Raw genomic sequence first — 19,826 nt, 5'->3', positions numbered from 1 at the left:
GGAACTAGGCAGACTTCTTGTGGTGATCCTCGTGATCGTTGCCATGGCCCTCGTGGTGATCGGGCTTGTCGTGCCCGTCGGGCTTGCCGCCGTGACCACCGTGATCGCCGGGCTTGCCGTGATCATCCGGCTTCCCGCCATGGTCGTGGTGACCCGGCTTGCCGGGCTTCTCACCGTGGTGGTCATGGCCGTTTCCACCGGTCGTGCCGCCGTGGCCGCCACCCGTGGAGCCGCCGTGGCCCCCACCCGTGGAGCCACCGTGGCCGCCACCCGAGGAGCCGCCCGTGGAGCCGCCGTTGGAGCCACCTGTGGCACCGCCCGTGGTGGCGCCCGCGATGAGGCCACCGGGGCCACCGGTGGTGCCACCGGTCGTCAGGACGCCGCCGAGAAGACCGCCCAGGGCACCGCCGGTTCCGCCGCCCGTCGGTACTCCGCCGATGACACCGACCGTCGTGCTGCCTGTGGTGCCTGTAGTGGTGCCTGTAGTGGTGCCACCGCTCGTGGCACCGGCGATCACTCCGCCCGTGATCAGACCGCCGGTGGTGCCACCGGTCCCGCACGGCCCCTGGAAGATCCTGTTGGAGTCCAGCGTCACGGCACCGTCGCCGCGTCCGCCCGCATCGGCCAGCAGCCGGCCGTTGATGGTCGCCCTTGTGTTGGCGGTGATCGAGGTGTCGGCCAGGATGGTGCCCACGAACGTGGAGTCGGTACCGAGCGTGGCCGAACTGCCGATCTGCCAGTACACGTTGCACGGCGAGGCCCCGTTGATGAAGCTCACCGAGCTGGCGGATGCCGTCGTCAGCTCCGAACCGATCTGGAACACCCAGACGGCGCTGGAGTTGCCCTGGGCGTCCAGGGTGAGTGTGCCAGTGATCTGCGCGGAGCTGTTCGCCCGGTAAAGGCCCGGCGTCAGCGTCTGGCCACCGAACTCGTGCGGAGCGTCGTTGTACACGGCGTCCGTCAGAGCCTGTCCGGCGGCCTGGTTGTACGCAGTGGTCAGGTCGCTCTTGGCCTGGCCCGCGACGGCATCGGCAGAGTGCAGTGCCCCGGGCGGGGTCACGAGGCCGGGCCCTCCGTCGGACGCGGCGAACCCGGTGATGGCCGTCCCGGGGCTCACGCCGACGTTGAGACCGTTGACCACCGTGGGACCGGTGTTGGTGACCGTCGCACCAGCCAGTACTCCGAAACTGGCTGCCGTACCCAGCGGCACGGGGGTGGCAACAGCGTTTGCGCGTGTCGGCGTCACCGCAAGTACGACAGCGGCGATCACCACGGCCGTCACCGCCGCGATCCAGACCGACATCGTGCGCCGCAGCGGCGCGTCAGGGATATTCAGCGTCATCGAGGGGCCAACTCCTGTGAGGGGATGCTTCCTGCTCGGCGGTTCCCGATCGCACGGAATCGCCTGCTCTCTGTCGCTGGCATATTACGCAGGCGAGGAATCCGGAGACGATTCATTCACGTGGCATCACCGGAATCGGCAAGTGGATCGCGAAATACATAGAAATACTTAAAGGGCCGGATGGCTTCGTTTTCCCGCCCTTGCGGGGATGAGGAGAAACTCCCCGGACCGACCCTCCCCGGGGCGCGGCAGTCAGGTCCTTTGGGTGGATCGGGGAGGCGCCACACTAAGAGCAGGAAGGCCCCGGACAGGAGATCACCGAGGGTGACCCCCTTAAGTGCGCTACCAGGGATGAAGCCGTTTGTTGATCTTGCGGCGGTGTCAGCACGATGGATCCGCCATGCGATATGCACCCGTCATGGCGGAGCTGCCGCTCCAGGACATTCGCCAGAGGGAGTCCCAGGGAGAGTGCGGGTCGAATGCGAAGCACGAGCATGCCGGAACCGCACCGACAGTAGTAATATCGAATGTGGGCTGGTTCACTCTCACGTGCAGCCGCCCGGAAGGGCGACTCCGGCGTGTATACGCCGGAGTCGTTGCCTCGACTCCTACGACGACAAGAGACGCTTCAGCAATCGCCTCGCGGACAGAGAACTCGCGGATAGGACATTGCAGGGCTGCCGATTCAGATGCCCGAACGCCGTATTCCGCTGGGCCCACACGGACCGGTGGCCGGGGAGGCGGCATGGTCCGGGCAGCCGATATTCGGGAATGGCGCAACCAGGATGTCGTCGACTTGAAGGGGCGCTGGATCGGCGTGCTCGAAGCGGTCCGGGTGGACACCACCACCGACGAGCCGGCGGTGGCCACCGTACGGACCGGACTGCCCACCCGCCAGCGCCTGGTCTTCGTCCCCCTCGACGAGGTGCTCCACGGGCGGGACTACCTCAAAGTCTCCAACGCCAAGAGACTGGCGAGAAAGGCTCCTTCGATCGGTGCGGACGACGTTCTGCCCGCTGAGCAGGAAGAAGCGTTCTTCCACGACTACGGCATGTGAGACCAGCCGGGTGCAGGCTGCGAACGGCACCTCGCACGCCGCTGAGCGCCCGCGCCCTCCACGGGAGATGTTCGAGTCATGGTGCTCTTCCTGCAAGTCGTCGATCAACTCACCGCGTCCGGGCAGATCTTCCATCAGCGGGAGCGTGGTCCGCCCCTCCGAGCGATACCACGGCCTGGCCAACCGTCTGCCGGAGCGGATGTTCGCCAACCACCGGGCCCTGCTCGGCGCGACCCTGGCTGACCGGACCGCGGCTGCGAGGCGGCCTGCCGGGCAGGAAGCGCAAGCTCGGCAGTTGCCGGTGTGTGGTTGTGGTCGCTTCGTGGGTGGAGCAGGAGAGCGTCCGGGATCCGCAGGATCTCTTCGATCGCCCAGCGGGAGCCGGCGGCGCGCGCCAATGCGGCCATCTCGATGCCAATGGCTGCGTACGCGCGGTAGTAGGGGAGTGCGCCGAGGTCGGACGGTCTGCGGCGGGCCATCATCTAACCCGGTAGCTTCGAGAGGTCCGGTGCGCTGGGCCTGTCCAACGATCGGCACCAGCAACGGATGCGCTGGGCTGAGGTGGTGGGCCCGTGCCGGTTCCGTCACCGCGGCACGGACCCCGCGCCTGAACCTGCCCGGCCCCGGTTGGGGCATCCACGGGGGCTATGGCGCGGTGTCGCACGTGTGGGTGATGGCGGTTGGTTGGTTCAGCGAGGCTCGGCGGGGACCTGGTGGATGGTTCTGGAGGCGGTCAGTGCGCGTGCGGCAGACCGCAGGGCCCATTCCAGAACTTCGGGAACGTGGAGGGCCCCGGTCCCGTCGGGCGGGATGACCCATTCCAGATGGCCGGTCTCCCGGTACGGCGGCGGACTGGGAATCCAGCTGCCCTTCCCGGCATGGCGGACCCCCGCCCCGGCCCACTGCGCGGCGGGGCCCGGTGGCACGAGGAATCCCACGCGGTGGGCCTTGCTGTGCCGCAGAGCGGGCCCGGGCACGCGTAACGGATCATGCCAGAGCATGTCGAGGGCAGACATGCCGAGTTCTTCCGGGACGCTGAGGACATTCCAGAAGCGTCCCGCCTCCAGCAGAACGAACCCACTCCCGTGTTCCCACTGCCGTTTGCACGCCCGGGGGTCGGCGGCTGCCGCGGCGAGCCACTCGACACTGCGCATCCATGCTGGATCCCACATGTCCTGTCCTGAGCCTCGTCGGCTGCTCCTGACCGGGGCCGGCCAGCGCAACGGCTGAGCTGGGCGGCATACGCTCAGGTCAGCTCGTTCTGATCATGCTGGTCGATGTTCGAAGCCGTCAGGAAGGGTGGCGCACCCTGGCGCTTTTCCTTCAACAGCGGTCAACCGGCAAGAGGCGGTTGAGCGGCCCCTGCGCAAACAGGACCGCAGGACCGTGGCGCCCTGGGCAGCGTGGAGTGCGGTGTGAGCGGTCGGTGCGCCGACTCCGGGAGCAGCCGGCGGGCAGGGACGCCGGGTGTCAGGGGCGGGTGTCCACAATGATGGCCACGGTCGCCGCGAGGATCGTGAGCGCGGCCATGACGACCAGCACCGTTCTCACCCCCCTCATGCGTCGACCTGCGCAGGACACGGGGGCCGGCCCCGGCAAGATGCTCCAGGGCTCGGGCGAACGTTTGCCCTCTGCCGGCATCCGGCGGGCTTGGGCGTCCGTCTCCCGCAACTGCACGCACCACGCACAGGTGTCTTCTGCATGGCCGGCACTCCGGGCGCCGGGACCCGGATCGAAACAGTCACCGAAGGCTTCCATAGCTGCTCAACGACCGACTCCCGGCAAACGGCCGGAGCCTCACCCATTTGCCCCGGCCTCCCTGTTCAGCCGGACTTATCGCAGGAGCCTGAGCACGTCGTCGCCTCCCCGGAAGGAAGCGCATTCCCTGAGAGCGACGTGGTGTCGCCTGCCGTCTGCTGGTCACACGAGGTGATCAGCCGCCGAAGGCGCCGTCAGCGTGACGTACGGCCGCAACCGCAACCGAAGCAACCCTCGCGGAGCTCTGGACCGGTAGTCCGTAAAACACTGGTTGGGAGACAGAGATGACCCCCTGGAGCAACGAGAACCACACTTCCTGCGCGTACGCCGACCCCTACGCCGCTCCTGAGCCCCTGGACAACCCCTGGCCGACGCCCGTCCACGTCCGTGATGACCTGGACTACTTCCTGCCGCCGCCCAACCCCGCCGAACGCCTCAACCGAACCCTCGCCCCACGCGATGAGCGACGCCTTGCCCTGAACGTGGCCCTCACCGCCGCCGGCATCCCCCCGATGCCGGAAGACCGTGCGGTCATCGACCAGCTCAGCGCCCTGCCCGCAGACGTCAGCACCGTCCTCCAGCGCTGGCTGCACCACGCCCTGTGACCCCGGAAGAGCCGCCCCCTGAAGGGCGCGTTTCCTGGCATTGGCGCGGAGCGGTGTGTATGGGGTTGCACCTTCCGTAGCGGCATGTGGTCCGGTGGACTTACGTCCCGATCCCTTGAGGAAAGGTCCTTGCTCATGCATTCGTCTTTCATGCCACCCCGCCAGGTCAAGATCGGTGACGCGGCGGCCTTCGTCGGCAGCACGCCACGGGCGATTCGCCATTACCACGAGATCGGCCTGCTCCCCGAGCCTGAGCGGGGCGGCGATGACCGCCGCCGCTACGGGTACGAGGACATGATCCGCCTGCTGTGGATTCGCAAGATGGCCGACGCCGGGATCGCACTGGACGACATCCGCGACGCCTTTACCGCCGGCACGGCTTCCGCCGGTGTGGACAGCGGAGACGGTATCGCGGGCATCCTGGAGCGGTTGGAGGAAACCCTTGCCGAGCAGGAGGCGGAATCGCGGCGGCAGCGGACCGCGGTGCAGAGGATGCGCACCGAAGGCAGCCGGATGGGCCTGCTCTCCGACTTCGTCACCGAACGCCTCAAGAGCCTGCCCGAGGGCTCCCTGCGTCAGGCGGACCTGGACACTCTGCTGGTCACTGAGCGGATCTTCGGCCCGCTCGGCGCGGCCGTCCAGGCCACCCGCTTCATCGTCCTGGCCACGCATCCCACTCTGCGGGAGGAATTCGACCGCATCGATGACGCCGAGGAGGCACTCGATGACAGCGTCGCCGTCGACGATCCCCGGGTGGCTCAAGTTGCCGTCGAGCGGCACGCCTTCGAAAGCGACCTGCACGCCTTCATCGAGGAGTCCGGCCTGGATAAGGACGACGATGCCCTCTTCGACGCCTGGGACACTCTGCACCCTGCCACCGCCGATGACAGCGAGGACGAGGCCGACCGCGGCTCTGGCAGGCGGGAGGCTGACTCCATGAGCGCGTTCGAAGCCATCGGCAAGATGCCCTACGACCTCTCCTCGGCCCGCCTGCGCTGTATGGAACTGGCCGAAGAACTATCCGCCCAAGACTCACCCGTTACCCAAAACACGGCCTAGTGGACGGCCTAGATGATTGCGTCCAAGGGCTCGTAGCCGTAGGCCGCCGGAGAGTGGTGTCGCATGTCGCTGCCATCGCCCGCCCAGCACGTGCAGGGCGTGCCCGTTTCGTTTTGGAGGTCAGCGGAGAGCACGCGACGCATGCTTCAGCGACTCGGTGGACGTCTGGGTCGGGGCCCGGCTGAGGAATGGCCTTGAGTCTCCAGTGACTGGAGACAGCAGAGTGGGGGCATGGACGTTACGACCCTCTACTCGATCGGGGAGCTTTCCCGGCGGACCGGCTTGTCCGTGAGGACCATCCGGTTCTACTCGGATTCGGGGGTGGTAGCGCCGACCACCCGTAGTCCCGCCGGTTATCGGCTCTACGACCTCGACGCACTGCTTCGTCTGGAACTCCTGCGCACACTGCGCGAGCTGGGCATGGACCTGGCCACGGTTCAACGGGTACTGGACCGCGAGCTCTCGGTGGCGGAAGTCGCCGCGGCGCACGCCGACGCCATGGACGTCCAGATCCGAATGCTGCAATTGCGTCGGAGCGTTCTGCGAGTCGTGGCCAGACGCGGGTCCAGTCCCGAGGAGACCAAGCTCATGCACAGGCTCACGCAGTTGTCCGGCGAGGAACGCCGACGTCTGATCGACGATTTCGTGGATGGCACCTTCGGCACAGTGGATGCCGACCCGACCGCGGTGGCCATGGTTCGCGCTGCCACTCCCGACCTCCCCGATGATCCGACCGGCGAGCAGGTCGCCGCGTGGGTGGAGCTCGCCGAGCTGGTCGGCGACGAGGATTTCCGTGCCCGGATGCGCCAAGCGGCCGTACGCCAGGCCGCTGGGCGCCCGCTCGACATCGAATGCGATGCCGGCGAGGAACTGATGGTATTCACCCGTCAGAAGGTGGCCGAGGCCAGGAAGTCGGGCATCGACCCGCTCAACGACAGGGGCGCACCCGTCATCGACGACCTCGTGCACCGCTTCGCCGAGGTGCTCGGGCGCACCCCTGACACGGGATTCCGTAACTGGATGGCCCAGCAGTTCGAAGAGGCGCACGATCCCCGGGTAGACCGATACTGGCGGCTGGTGTGGATCGTCAACGGCTGGCAGGTAGTACCGAACCTGATCCCGGTGTACCCCTGGCTCATCCAGGCCCTGCGAAATGACCGTGACGCATAGTCACCGCAGTGGGCGCGCCCCGGATCCCTGAATGAGTCCAGAGGATCGCTTGCGGACATGAGGCGAGGGTGTCCGACGTCGATGTGTGACTAACGGCCTGGACACTCTCGCAACGGCACTCTATGCCCGGATTGACGACGAGTTGAAGGCTTCGCCGTGGCTCGCGCCGTGGCGGCCTGCCGTCGGAATCACGCCCACGCTCAGTGACGCCGAGCTGATCACGCTCGCGGTCATGTCGGCGCTGCTCGGATACACCTCTGAGCGGCGCTGGCTTCGCCGCGTGGGGCGGGACTTCGGCCACCTGTTTCCCTACGTGCCCCAGCAGTCCGGCTACAACAAGCGGCTGCGCGCCGCGTTCTCACTGCTCACCAGCATGATCCGGATCGTGGCCCGCGACACCTCACTGTGGAGCGACGATGTGTGGCTGGTCGACTCCACACCGGTCGGCTGCGGTTGCTCCCGTGAGACGGCCAAACGCTCGGACCTGGCAGGCTGGGCCCAGTACGGCTACTGCGCATCACACTCGCGATACCTCTGGGGGCTGCGGCTGCACCTGGTGTGCACATTCGGCGGACTGCCGGTCCTGTTCGCACTCACCGGGGCCAAGGCGGACGAGCGCGAAACGCTGCGCGACATGCTCGATACCGCGCCAGACGTCCTCGCCGCTCACCCCGGGCAGACGATCATCGGGGACAAGAACTACTTCGGCCGCGAGTTCGAGCGCGGCCTTGCCGAGCGTCACCTGAAGTTGCTGCGGCCAGCCCGCAAGGGGGGAAGCCGAGCCGGCCGGGTCACACCTGTTCAAACCGCTGCGGCAGGTCATCGAGTCGATCAATCAGACCGTCAAGGGGCAGCTCAACCTGGAACGACACGGCGGCAAGAGCCCTGCAGGGGTGTCAGCCCGGGTCTTGTGCCGGATCCTCGCACTCACAGCGGCGATCTGGCACAACGAGCAAACTGGACAGCCCATCAAGCGATCACTCACGGCCTACGATCACTGACCGCAACAACACCCCTTGGACGCATTCATCTAGGCGTTCGGAGGCGAGGACCACCTGCCGCGGGATGGACGAGGCCGGGTTCTGGTTGTCCTTGGTGGAGACACGGCCGAGGAACACAGCGCGGCGAGGACGCGCGTCGGCCTGCCGGTAGTTCGGCAGGTGACTGAGGCCGATGGGTGGGGCGAACGGGTTGGTCATGACGTTCCTACGGACTCGGAGCGGACAGAGGTGTTCTGCTGGGGCCCCGGCGGCCCATCGAGGGGCGTTCACCGTGCGGCGTGCTCGTTGTGGAGGGTGGCGGCCTTCTTCCACCAGGCCTCGCGCGATCTTCTCTGGCGTGACGGCCCGCCGTCCTTGAGAGTGACGTCGTAGGGGTGCAGGAGCCGGTCGAGCGGGACGAGGCCGTGGAGCGCGGAGGCGATGAAGATCAGCGCGGGGTAGGACAGGGCGTCCGCAGCACCGCGCAGGGACCGGTGCGTAGTCGCCGATGTAGAGCTCCCCAGCCGGGTAGCCCGGAAGGGGGCTGCCGTACTCGTTGACGCCCGGGTCCGGCAACTTCTTCTCTCCGCAGGCGAAGGCGCGCGGCTTCCAGGAATCCTGGGCATACGGGTTGGTGGCGGCGGATCAAACGTCACCGGGTGCGTCCAGGTGGACGGGACAAGGCCCGAAGCCTGTGCCATGGCTGGCCGGGTGAACGTGTCGACGGCCGGAGAGGGTGCAAGCGGTCTTTGGGTCCTCATTGCAGAACTCCACGCAGGTGCAGTCCTGGACCTCATCCAAGGAACTGCCGGTGTCGGGGACCCGAGGTGAGCACCGGTGGCGGTCGGCCATGAGATCGAGGCGGGCCAGCGTCCACCCCCGGACCAGCGCTCGTGCACGTCAACACGCTGCTGGTCCAGCGGATCCTCGCCGAACCCGCGTGGGCGTTCCGGCGGGAGATAGTCGAGAGCCACCGCATCCTCGTCGCGAAGTACCGGCGGGTTGATGTGCGGGTCAGCAGAGCTCCTCAGCGGGTGCGCAGGACGTCAAGCGCCGTGAGAGCGACGTGGAGTTCTGTTCGTCGTTCTCCGGATTCGAGGTCACAGTCGAGCAGGCGCTCGACGGTGCGCAGGCGTTGGTAGATGGTCTCCCGAGACAGATTGCCGCGGCGGGCGGCGGTGGTCTTGCTTCCGGCTGCGTCCAGGTAATGGCGCAGGGTTGTCAGCAGGTTGGTGCCATGCCGGTTGTCGTGGTCGACGAGGCGGCCAAGTTGTCGTTCCACGTAGTCCTGGACGCGGGTGTCTTCGCGGAGCGCGTACAGGAGTTGACGCAGGCCGATGTCGGAGAGCTCGTGGAACGATCTGCCCTCGGGGAGGTGTTCACCGGGTACGGCCGCCTCAGCCGCGCGTGCTGCCTCACGAAAGGAGCGAGCGGTGTCGGCGATATCCGTGACCTCCGAACCGACGCTGACGACGGCATCCGGGGATTGATCCAGGAGACTGCGGGCCAGCCGCTCGACGGTGGGCCGCCAGGGCTGGGCAGGGCGCAGGACCAAGAGGGCGCCGAGGCGGGCGGAAGCCAGTTCGCCGACGAGCGCCGTAACCCCTGCAATGCGCAGTTCCTGGGACAACCAGCCCTCCGACTCGGCGCCTTCTCCTGTGCGACCGGCCACCAGGACTGCGAGGAAGCGGCTGTCCTCGGCGGGCAGGCCGAGCGCGGCGAACCGGGCCCGGGCGTCCTCGGGGGAGTGGTGGCGCTGTTCGGCGAGGTCGCGCAGGGCGCTTCGGTGGGCGGTGCGTTCCCAGGTTGTGGGATGGGTGAGACGCGCGATGGTCAGAGCCATCGCCGTTCTCTCCAGCACCGTGACGTCCTCGGGGCCGAAGCCCACGCCGGGCGGCGCCGAGAGCATCACGACCCGGCCCCAGCGTTCCCCCTGGTATGCGACGGGGACCACGAGCCAAGCCTCGGGTCCGAGTGCCTCGGAGTCGTCACCCGACGGGGTCACTCTGGAGCGGCGCTCCCAGTCGGTGAGCGCGTCTTGCACCGTTGTGCCGGAGGGCTCGCAGATCAATGCCTGGTGCACCAGGTTCTCCAGGACGACCGTGCGGCCGCTCATCTCCGCCGCCGAGCGCACGACGTCCTCGGGACCGGCGCCGCGCAGGGTCAGGGCGGTGAACGCTTCATGGATGCGCTGGGTCCGGCGCATGGCGTCGGCTTGGTTGCCGAGGATGAGGGCGTGAACGACCTGGGTGACTTCCAGGAAGTTGACGTCTCTGGCCAGGGTGATCAGGGGGAGGCCGCGGGTTCGACAGGCTTGGACGAGCGGCTCGGGTGGGCGGTGGTAGCGGCGTACGAGCTCGATGACCAGGGCCGCGGCTCCGATGTCGGTGAGCTCGTCCACATAGCGGCGTACGCCCGCGGCGTCGTCCGGCAGGGGCATGCCGGTGGTCAGGACGAGTTCGCCGCCCTTGAGGAAGGAGGCGGGGTCCGTCAGTTCGGTGATGTGGACCCAGCGGACCAGCCGGTCGAGATGGGCCTCGCCTGTGACGACCTGAGGCTGCCCCGTTGCCAGCACAGGGAGGGCTAGGACGTCGGCCACGGTGACCGGGCGGCCTGTCGTATGAGTGTCCAGGCCCTCGGTGACCGGCGGCGGGGACGTTCCGGCGTTCTCGCTCATGGTGCCTCCCTGAGTGCCCGGACACTGTGACAAGCGGCACTGACCTGCGCAAGAGTAGTTCGGTGGTTGGTCAGGAGCTTCCGTGCGAGCGAGACGCCCAGGGTGGTTGACACAACGTCCGGATGTCGCGGTCCGGCCGGACACATCGCCCGGCGGCGCATCACTGGTCAGTGGAGATGCTCGGGATGTCGCAGCAGAGCGAACACCGAGGCCGGGAGACGAACATGACCGCACTGTCGCCGCACCTTCGCCAGGCCACGCCCGTGATGGCGGTCCGGGGCGAGGGCGTCCACCTGTACGGCGAGGACGGCCGCCGCTATCTCGACTTCACCGCCGGTATCGGCGTCACCAGCACCGGGCACTGCCACCCCAGGGTCGTGGCGGCGGCGCAGGAGCAGATCGGCACGCTGATCCACGGCCAGTACACGACGGTCATGCACCAACCCCTGCGCCGCCTCGTCGACAAGCTCGGCGAGGTGCTGCCGACCGGCCTGGACAGCCTGTTCTTCACCAACTCCGGCAGCGAGGCCGTCGAGGCCGCGCTGCGCCTTGCCCGCCAGGCCACCGGCCGGCCGAACGTCATCGTGTGCCACGGCGGCTTCCACGGTCGTACGGTCGCCGCCGCCTCCATGACCACCTCCGGTACCCGCTTCCGCTCCGGTTTCTCGCCGCTGATGAGCGGTGTGGTCGTCACCCCGTTCCCGTCGGCCTACCGCTACGGCTGGGACGAGGAGACCGCCACCCGCTTCGCCCTGCGGGAGTTGGACTACACCCTCCAGACGATCTCCTCGCCCGCCGACACGGCCGCGATCATCGTCGAGCCGGTGCTCGGCGAGGGCGGCTACGTGCCCGCGAACCGCGCGTTCATGGAAGGTCTGCGGGAGCGTGCGGACCGCCACGGTTTCCTGCTCATCCTGGACGAGGTGCAGACCGGCGTCGGCCGCACCGGCCGCTTCTGGGGCCACGACCACTTCGGCGTCACCCCGGACATCCTCGTCACTGCCAAGGGCCTGGCCAGCGGCTTTCCGCTGTCCGGCATCGCCGCCTCCGAGGAGCTGATGGCCAAGGCGTGGCCGGGCTCGCAGGGCGGAACGTACGGTGCCAACGCCGTGGCCTGCGCGGCGGCCGTCGCCACCCTCGACGTCGTACGCGACGAGAAGCTCGTCGAGAACGCCGACGCGATGGGCAAGCGGCTGCGTCACGGACTGGAGGCGGTGGCCGACCGGACCCCGGGCATCGGCGACGTACGCGGCCTGGGTCTGATGCTGGCCACCGAGTTCGTCCACGAGGACGGCAGCCCCGACCCCGAGACCGCCTCCCGCGTCCAGCGCGCCGCCATCGACGAGGGCCTGCTCCTGCTGCTGTGCGGGGCCTGGAACCAGGTCGTGCGGATGATCCCGGCGCTCGTCATCGACGAGACGGCGGTGGACGCGGGCCTCCAGGCGTGGGCGACCGCGGTGGAAGCCGGTACCTCAGGAGCATCGCCGCGATGAGCGAGAGCGTGGCGCGGCTGACCGCTCGCCTCACCGAGACGGCTCCCGGCCTGCGGGTGGAATCCGGCCCGGGCGCCCTCGGCCAGTACGCCTACGACGCCTCCAACTACCGTGTCCCCCCGCAGGCTGTGGCCTTCCCCCGCAGCGCCGACGACGTGGTCGCGGTGCTGCGGGCCTGCAAGGAGACGGGCGTCCCCGTCACCGCGCGCGGCGGCGGGACCAGCATGGCCGGCAACGCGGTCGGGCCGGGCGTTGTCCTGGACTTCTCCCGGTACATGAACCGGATCCTGGACATCGACCCGGCCGGCGGGACCGCGCGTGTCGAGGCCGGAGTCGTCCTCGACGCGCTGCAGAGCGCGACCGCCCTGCACGGGCTCTCCTTCGGCCCCGACCCGTCCTCGCACAGCCGCTGCACGCTCGGCGGCATGATCGGCAACGACGCGTGCGGCAACCGGTCCGTGCGGCACGGGCGTACCAGCTCGCACATCGAGGCGCTGGAGATCGTGACGGCCGACGGCGTGCGCGCCGTCGCCGACCGCACCGGACTGCACGCGGTGGACCCGCAGGACGCCGGACCCGTCGCCCGTCTCGAGGCGGACGTACGCCGTCTGATCGCGGACAACCTGGCGCCGATCCGTACCGAGCTGGGCCGCATTCCCCGTCAGGTCTCCGGCTATCAGCTGCACCACCTGCTGCCCGAGCACGGCTTCGACATGGCCCGCGCCCTGGTCGGCACCGAGGGCTCCTGCGCGGTCGTGACCGCCGCGACGGTCCGCCTGGTGGCGACCGCACAGGCTTCCACGCTTCTCACTCTCGGTTACGACGATGTCGTCGACGCGGCCGAGGACGTGCCGGAGATCCTGCGCTGGAACCCCACCGCCGTGGAGGGCATGGACGAGGCGATCGTCGCCACCATGCGCGCCCGCCGCGGCCCGGACTCCGTGACCGGACTGCCCGAAGGGCGGGCCTGGCTGTACGTCGAAATCGACGGCGACGACGAGGCCACGGTCAACACCCGCGCGGCCCAGCTCCTCGACGTGCTCAAGGCACAGGGCCGGATGACCGGCGGGCGGGTCGTGGAGAGCGCGGCCGAACGGCGCTCCTTGTGGCGAGTCCGCGAAGACGGGGCCGGCCTGGCCGCCCGCCTCGTCGACGGTGGGGAGTCCTGGCCCGGCTGGGAGGACTCGGCGGTCGCGCCCGAGAACCTCGCCGGCTATTTGCGGGACTTCCGCAAGCTGCTCGCCTCCCATGTACTCACCGGCGTGATGTACGGGCACTTCGGCGCGGGGTGCGTCCATGTGCGCATCGACTTCGACCTCGCGACGGACGTGGGCCGCACTGCCGCCCGCCGCTTCCTGCACGAGGCGGCCGCCCTGGTCGTCGAGCACGGCGGGACCCTGTCCGGCGAGCACGGCGACGGGCGGGCGCGCGGTGAGCTGCTGGAGGTCATGTACAGCCACCGCATGATCCGCGCCTTCACCGCTTTCAAGGATGTATTCGACCCCGAGAGGCTGCTCAACCCGGGCGTGATCGTGGCCCCGGCCCCGCTCGACGCCGATCTCGCGCTGCACCAGATCCAGCCCCTGGCGACGGATTTCTCCTTCCCGCACGACGAGGACGGCTTCGCGGGCGCGGTACGCCGCTGCGTCGGCGTGGGCCGCTGCCGCAGCGACGCGGGCGGTGTGATGTGCCCGAGCTACCGGGCCACCGGGGAGGAGACCGACTCCACCCGGGGCCGGGCCCGACTCCTTCAGGAGATGGTGCGGGGCGACCTCGTCCAGGACGGCTGGCGCTCGACGGAGGTGCGCGATGCCCTCGACCTGTGTCTGTCCTGCAAGGCGTGCTCCAGTGACTGCCCGGTCGGCGTCGACATGGCCACGTACAAGGCGGAGTTCCTGCACCAGCACTACAAGGGCAGGATCCGGCCCCGCTCCCACTACTCGCTGGGCTGGCTGCCGCTGACCTCGGCCCTGGCCGGATTCGCCGCCCGCCCTCTCAACGCGCTGCTGCGCGGACCGGTCGGCAAGCTGCTCGCCCGGCTGGGAGGGGTGACCACGAAGCGCCGGATCCCGGCCTTCGCCTCCCGGCGCGCACTGCGCGGGGTCCTGCGCGGTGCGAAGACCGGCGAATCGGCGAGGGCTGTGCTCTTCGTCGACAGCTTCACGCGTGCGTTTCGTCCGGAGGTGGCGGGCGCCGCGCGCCGCGTGCTCGCCGACGCGGGAATCCCCTGCACGGCGGAGGACGGCCTGTGCTGCGGCCTGACCTGGGTCAGCACCGGCCAGCTGTCCGTCGCCCGCCGCATCATGGCCCGTACGGTCGCCCACCTCGACAACGGTGACGAGCGGCCCATCATCGTGGCCGAACCCAGCTGCGCCGCCGCGCTCAAACGCGACGTGCCCGAGCTCCTCGGCACGGACGCCGCCCGTCGGGTCGCGGAGCGCGTCCACACCTTCACCGGCGCCCTGACCGACCTGGCCGCCCCCGACTGGACGCCCCCCGAGCTGCCGGCCGACGTCGTCCTGCAGACCCACTGCCACGAGTACGCCACCTTCAAGGGCAGCCGCCCCACCGACCTGCTGCGCCAGTTGGGTGTGGTCAAGGTCGACGAGGCCGAGGGCTGCTGCGGACTCGCCGGGAACTTCGGCTTCGAGGCGCAGCACTACGACACCTCGATGGCCGTCGCCGACCTGGCTCTGAAGCCACGCCTCGACGGCATCGACCAGGACACGCCGACCGTCGTCGTCGCGGACGGCTTCAGTTGCGCCACCCAGATCGACCACCTCGCCGGTGACCGGGGCATCCGCGCCCTGCACCTCGCGGAACTCCTCGACCCTGCCGCCGATCAAGCCGTTCAACCAGGAGGAACCCCATGACCGACACACCCACGCAGTTGTTCATCGGCGGGGCCTGGGCGGACGCCGCAGACGGCGCCACCATGCCCGTCGACGATCCCGCGACCGGCGAGATCCTCTGCCACGTCGCCGACGCGGGGCCCAAGGACGCTCAGCGCGCCGAGGAAGCCGCTGTCCGGGCGCAGGAGGAGTGGGCCCGTACGGCGCCCCGGGTCCGCAGTGAGATCCTGCGCCGGGCGTACGAGATCGTCGTCGAGCGCACCGACGAGCTGGCCCACCTGATGACGGCCGAGATGGGCAAGCCGCTGGCGGAGGCCAGGGGAGAGGTGGCGTACGCGGCGGAGTTCTTCCGCTGGTTCTCGGAGGAGGCCGTGCGTATCGAGGGCGGTCACGGCGTCCTGCCCGACGGCCGCAACCGCATGCTGCTGTCCCGCCGCCCGGTCGGCCCCTGTCTGCTGATCACCCCGTGGAACTTCCCGCTGGCCATGGGCACGCGCAAGATCGGCCCGGCGATCGCCGCCGGCTGCACGATGATCCTCAAGCCGGCCCCGCAGACCCCTCTGTCCAGCCTGGCTCTCGCCGCGATCCTCAAGGAGGCCGGGCTGCCGGACGGCGTGCTCAACGTCGTCACCACCTCCCGGGCGGGGGAGGTGTGCGAACCGCTCCTGCGCGGCGGGCGGATTCGCAAGCTGTCCTTCACCGGCTCCACCAATGTCGGTCGCCTGCTACTCGCCCAGAGCGCGGAGGCGGTCGTGCGGACCTCGATGGAGCTGGGCGGCAACGCGCCATTCATCGTCTTCGAGGACGCCGACCTGGACAAGGCGGTCGACGGCGCGATGGTCGCCAAGATGCGCAACATGGGCGAGGCCTGCACCGCCGCCAACCGCTTCTTCGTCCACTCCTCCGTGGTGGAGGAGTTCGGGCGGCGCCTGGCCGAGCGTATGGGCGCGCTGGTCGTGGGCCCCGGCACCCGGGACGGCGTCGACGTCGGACCGCTGATCGACCGGACCGGACGGGGCAAGGTCGAGGAACTGGTGGCCGACGCGGTGGAGCGCGGCGCCCGGGTGCTCGTCGGCGGCCGCACGCCCGAGGGGCCGGGCCACTTCTACCCGCCGACCGTGCTCACCGACGTCGCCTCCGACAGCCGCCTGATGGACACGGAGATCTTCGGCCCGGTCGCGGCGATCCTCACCTTCGACGACGAGGACGAGGTGATCCGCCGGGCCAACGACACCCCCTGGGGTCTCGTCGGCTACGTCTTCACCGAGGGCCTGGACCGCGCCCTGCGGGTCAGCGAGCGTCTGGAGGTCGGCATGGTCGGCCTCAACACCGGCCTCGTCTCCAACCCGGCCGCCCCCTTCGGAGGCGTCAAGCAGTCCGGGCTCGGCCGCGAGGGCGGCCGGGTGGGGCTCGACGAGTTCCTGGAGTACCAGTACCTCGCGGTGCCTGTGCGATGACGGCGGTCCTGCCCTGACATACGCCTCCTCGCGCACCGCGCGGGCCACGCCGTGCCCGGCCGCTCTGTCCTCCTGGCCGGGCACGGGGAGGGCCCTGCCTCGCCTCGGGCGGGCCGGGCCGAGGGCGCCCTCAGCGCAGGTGGCGCGCGGTGATCTCCGTCGCCGTCTCGGTCACCAGTCGCCCCAGCTCCGCGAGCCGACCGGGCTCGAAGCGTGCGTCAGGCAGGGAGACGGCCACGGCGGCCAGCGGGACGCCGTCACCGTCCAGGACGGGTGCGGCGATGGCGCAGATCCCCTGGAGGTACTGGTTGTGGTTGACGGCGTAGCCACGCTCCCTGACCCGCTGGAGTTCCGTGCGCAGCTCCTCGGCGTCGGTGATGGTGTCCTCGCCGTACCCCTCGAACGTGCCCGTCGCGAACTCGTCGACCTCGGGACGCGGGAGATGGGCGAGGATCGCGTGCCCGGTGGCCGTGGCGTGCAGTGGTGAGGTGTCGCCGATGGTGTGGAAGGTCCGTACGGGGTGGTCGCAGTCGACGCGGTCGACGACGACCATGCTGTGCAGTGCGTCGGGCACCGAGAGATGGATGGTCTCGTTGACCGTGTCGCGGAGGCGGATCATGGGTTCGCGGGCGGCGGCGAACAGGCTGGAGCCCTGCAGGGCGGCGGGTCGTACGGCCAGTACCCGGGCGCCGATCTCCCAGCGTGTGGTGTCCCTGCGGTTGGCCCGGAGCCAGCCCGCCTCGTTGAGGGTGACCAGGGTGCGCTGCACCGTCGACTTCGGCAGGCCGAAGAGTTTCGTCAACTCGCCCACGGTGACCGGCTGATGCCGGGCGACCGCCTCCAGAACCCGCAGCGATCTCGTGACGCTCTTCATTTCCATCCGGGGCCCCATCAGTCGCGTGGCTTCGTCGCTCACCTTTGACTCCCTCCCCGGAGCCGCGGCATTGCATGCCGGATTCTAGCATGGCGTTCCACAATACGGCATGGAGAGGTGGGTGGGTGCCCCATAGCCCTCCCGCGGTGAGCGGCGGGAGGGCCCCTGCCCCGTCCCGCCGTGCCGTGCGCGGCGGCCGCCCTGGGCCCGGCACCCCCGGTCGGGCCCGGGGTGACGTCTGCCCTGACATGCGGAGAGGGCCGGCTTGCACGCTTCGACGCGTGCAAGCCGGCCCTCTCCGGCCGGGGCCCTCTTGGGGCGCCGCCTTTGTCAGTCGCCCCGTAGGCGTCCGCTGATCTCCTCTGCCGCGCCGGCGACGATGCCGCCCCACTCTGACTCCCGTGTCACGTCGTACCGGGAGTCGGGCATCGAGATGGCCACGGCGGCCAACGGTGTCCCGCTCTCGTCGAGCACGGGTGCGGCGAGGGCGCAGACGCCCGGCCGGTACTGGTTCCGGTTGATCGCGTAGCCGTCGGCGCGGATCCGGTCCAGTTCGGCGCGCAGCTCGTCGGGTTCGGTGGGGGTCGTGTCGCTGAAGCGCTCCAGGCCCTGGGCGATGAGCTCCTCGACGTCCTGCTTCGGAAGCCGGGCGAGGATCGCGTGCCCGGTGGCCGTGGCGTGCAGCGGTGAGGTGTCGCCGATGGTGTGGAAGGTCCGTACGGGGTGGTCGCAGTCGACGCGGTCGACGACGACCATGCTGTGCAGTGCGTCTGGCACCGAGAGATGGATGGTCTCGTTCACCGTGTCGCGGAGGCGGATCATGGGTTCGCGGGCGGCGGCGAACAGGCTGGAGCCCTGCAGGGCGGCGGGTCGTACGGCCAGTACCCGCGCGCCGATCTCCCAGCGTGTCGTGTCCTTGCGGTTCGCACGCAGCCAGCCCGCCTCCGCCAGGGTGAGCAGGGTGCGCTGCACCGTCGACTTCGGTAGGCCGAAGAGTTTCGTCAACTCCCCGACGGTGACCGGCTGATGCTGGGCGACCGCTTCCAGGACCCGCAGCGATCTCGTGACGCTCTTCATTTCCATCCGGTTTCCCCCCGTTAATCCGCGGAATTTCTGCTGGACACCTCTTGACTCCTCCCCTGGCCACTGTCATTCTCGTGCCAGATTCTAGCACAGCGTTCCACAATGTGGCACGACTTGGCGGGGAGATCCCGCAGAAGCGGGCCGGCACCGCGAGACACGGCGGCTGTGAGCCGTGGGCCCGAAGAAGGGGCCCGGCCCCCGATCCAAACCGCCTCGAATCGACCAGTCTCACGTCGGGCGCTCAGCATGCGCCTCGGCGATACGAAAGGAAAGCCCTGTGTCAGCTGCCAGGAAGCGCGTCGCCGTCGTCGGCGTCGGAACGATGGGCAGCCAGGCCGCCTGGCGGCTGGCGGCCCGCGGCGCCGAGGTCGTCGGGTACGACCGGTTCGCCCCCGGCCACGACCGCGGTGCCGCCGGCGGTGAGACCCGGATCTTCCGCAGCGCGCACTTCGAGGACTCCCGCTACGTCCCGCTGCTCCAGCATGCCGACGCCCTGTGGGAGCGGCTTCAGGAGGAGACCGGCCGTGAGCTGCGCCGACTGACCGGATGTCTGCTGATGGGGCCGACCGATCACCAGCAGATGGCCACCGTCCTGCAGTCCATCGCGGAGCACGACCTGGACCACGAGGTGCTGGACGCCGAGCTTCTGGCGAAACGTTTCTCCCAGTACCGCGTAGAGGACGGCGACGCGGCCGTGCTCGACCGCCGAGCAGGTTTCATCCGCCCCGAGCTGACCATCCAGAGCGCCGCCCGCCGTGCCGAACAGCTGGGCGCGGTGATCCACCGCTACAGCACGGTCCGCGAGATCGTCCCCGTCGCGGGCGGCGTCGAGATCCGCACCGACTCCGGCAGCGAGCGCTTCGACACCGCCGTCGTCACCCCCGGCCCCTGGGTCAACGACCTGCTGCCCGACCTGCCGTGGGAGGTGGACGTCCGCCGCCTGGTCAGCGCCTGGTACGTGCCGACCGACCCCGACGCCTGGTTCGGTGAGGAGCGCCCGGCGTTCATCCGTACCGCGCCCACCCACTGCTACGGTCTGCCCTCCCCGGACGGCATCTCCGTCAAGCTCGGCCTCTCCCGCGCCCTGCACCAGCCCGCAGGCGACCCGAACGAGCTGGACAGGACGGTGCAGCCGGAAGAGCTGGAGATCTTCTCCGAGCTGATCGGGCGTCACATGCCGGACCTGCACCCGGATCCGACCCGGCTCTCCGTCTACATGGAGGGCTACACCGAGAGCAGCCGCCCCCTGGTCGGCCCTCTGCCCGGCGCCGAGAACGTGATCCTGCTCGCCGGCTTCTCCGGCCACGGCTTCAAGCTCTCGCCCGCCTTCGGCGACATCGCCGCCGACCTGGCGCTGGACGGCACCTCGCCCCAGCCCATCGACTTCCTCTCCACCATCGGCCGTACGGAGGCATGACC

Annotated in this window: 14 protein-coding genes and 1 pseudogene; 9 read left to right on the top strand and 6 right to left on the bottom strand. The window is 69.5% G+C overall.

Translation table 11 applies throughout. The features are described 5' to 3' along the window. Positions 1 to 4: 4 nt before the first annotated feature. Entirely contained in the window at positions 5 to 1,342 is a 1,338-nt protein-coding gene (locus tag O1Q96_RS25520) for an ice-binding family protein (protein WP_269250367.1), read from the bottom strand. A 745-nt stretch (positions 1,343 to 2,087) separates the two neighbouring features. Between O1Q96_RS25520 and O1Q96_RS25515 the strand changes: the two genes are divergently transcribed. After that, entirely contained in the window at positions 2,088 to 2,399 is a 312-nt protein-coding gene (locus O1Q96_RS25515) for a PRC-barrel domain-containing protein (protein ID WP_269250366.1), read from the top strand. 689 nt (positions 2,400 to 3,088) lie between these two features. Here the strand turns inward: O1Q96_RS25515 and O1Q96_RS25510 are convergent. After that, entirely contained in the window at positions 3,089 to 3,553 is a 465-nt protein-coding gene (locus O1Q96_RS25510; protein ID WP_269250365.1) for a hypothetical protein, read from the bottom strand. An 888-nt stretch (positions 3,554 to 4,441) separates the two neighbouring features. Here O1Q96_RS25510 and O1Q96_RS25505 point away from each other — a divergent pair. From O1Q96_RS25505 to O1Q96_RS25490, 4 genes and pseudogenes are all read left to right on the top strand, one after another. Beyond that, entirely contained in the window at positions 4,442 to 4,762 is a 321-nt protein-coding gene (locus O1Q96_RS25505) for a hypothetical protein (RefSeq protein WP_269250364.1), read from the top strand. Between the two features lie 135 nt (positions 4,763 to 4,897). Continuing rightward, entirely contained in the window at positions 4,898 to 5,821 is a 924-nt protein-coding gene (locus O1Q96_RS25500; protein ID WP_269250363.1) for a MerR family transcriptional regulator, read from the top strand. 231 nt (positions 5,822 to 6,052) lie between these two features. Then, positions 6,053 to 6,991: a helix-turn-helix domain-containing protein gene (locus O1Q96_RS25495; protein WP_269250362.1), complete on the top strand. Its 939-nt coding sequence runs from the start codon at positions 6,053 to 6,055 to the stop codon at positions 6,989 to 6,991. 85 nt (positions 6,992 to 7,076) lie between these two features. Further along, positions 7,077 to 7,992: pseudogene (locus O1Q96_RS25490) on the top strand (IS982 family transposase). Here the strand turns inward: O1Q96_RS25490 and O1Q96_RS25485 are convergent. Both O1Q96_RS25485 and O1Q96_RS25480 read right to left on the bottom strand, forming a co-directional pair. After that, positions 7,969 to 8,190 (bottom strand): hypothetical protein, encoded by a 222-nt coding sequence (locus O1Q96_RS25485; RefSeq protein ID WP_269250361.1) that lies wholly within the window; start codon positions 8,188 to 8,190, stop codon positions 7,969 to 7,971. The pseudogene O1Q96_RS25490 and the gene O1Q96_RS25485 sit on opposite strands and share 24 nt — an antisense overlap. Positions 8,191 to 8,998: 808 nt before the next feature. Further along, complete coding sequence (locus O1Q96_RS25480) at positions 8,999 to 10,648, bottom strand: PucR family transcriptional regulator (protein WP_269250360.1); 1,650 nt, start codon at positions 10,646 to 10,648, stop codon at positions 8,999 to 9,001. A gap of 224 nt (positions 10,649 to 10,872) precedes the next feature. Between O1Q96_RS25480 and O1Q96_RS25475 the strand changes: the two genes are divergently transcribed. Genes O1Q96_RS25475 through O1Q96_RS25465 form a run of 3 tightly spaced genes read left to right on the top strand, consistent with a single transcriptional unit; the run spans position 10,873 to position 16,450 of the window. Next, positions 10,873 to 12,141 (top strand): aspartate aminotransferase family protein, encoded by a 1,269-nt coding sequence (locus O1Q96_RS25475; protein WP_269250359.1) that lies wholly within the window; start codon positions 10,873 to 10,875, stop codon positions 12,139 to 12,141. Beyond that, a complete protein-coding gene (locus O1Q96_RS25470; RefSeq protein ID WP_269250358.1) occupies positions 12,138 to 15,014 on the top strand; it encodes an FAD-binding and (Fe-S)-binding domain-containing protein in 2,877 nt (958 codons plus the stop codon). The genes O1Q96_RS25475 and O1Q96_RS25470 overlap by 4 nt, the downstream gene beginning before the upstream one ends. Next, positions 15,011 to 16,450, top strand: coding sequence for an NAD-dependent succinate-semialdehyde dehydrogenase (locus tag O1Q96_RS25465; protein ID WP_269250357.1), 1,440 nt, complete (start codon positions 15,011 to 15,013; stop codon positions 16,448 to 16,450). Before O1Q96_RS25470 ends, O1Q96_RS25465 begins: the two co-directional genes overlap by 4 nt. Positions 16,451 to 16,580: 130 nt before the next feature. Here the strand turns inward: O1Q96_RS25465 and O1Q96_RS25460 are convergent, their stop codons facing one another. Both O1Q96_RS25460 and O1Q96_RS25455 read right to left on the bottom strand, forming a co-directional pair. After that, positions 16,581 to 17,324, bottom strand: coding sequence for an IclR family transcriptional regulator (locus O1Q96_RS25460; protein ID WP_269253716.1), 744 nt, complete (start codon positions 17,322 to 17,324; stop codon positions 16,581 to 16,583). A gap of 330 nt (positions 17,325 to 17,654) precedes the next feature. Continuing rightward, positions 17,655 to 18,401: an IclR family transcriptional regulator gene (locus O1Q96_RS25455; RefSeq protein ID WP_269253715.1), complete on the bottom strand. Its 747-nt coding sequence runs from the start codon at positions 18,399 to 18,401 to the stop codon at positions 17,655 to 17,657. A 283-nt stretch (positions 18,402 to 18,684) separates the two neighbouring features. Here O1Q96_RS25455 and solA point away from each other — a divergent pair, with 283 nt between their 5' ends. Further along, on the top strand, positions 18,685 to 19,824 hold the full coding sequence (gene solA, locus O1Q96_RS25450) for an N-methyl-L-tryptophan oxidase (protein ID WP_269250356.1): 1,140 nt from the start codon (positions 18,685 to 18,687) through the stop codon (positions 19,822 to 19,824). Positions 19,825 to 19,826: the final 2 nt, after the last annotated feature.

The sequence above is a fragment of the Streptomyces aurantiacus genome (assembly GCF_027107535.1).
Classification (GTDB): Bacteria; Actinomycetota; Actinomycetes; order Streptomycetales; family Streptomycetaceae; genus Streptomyces.
This window is presented reverse-complemented; position numbering and strand designations above follow the sequence as displayed.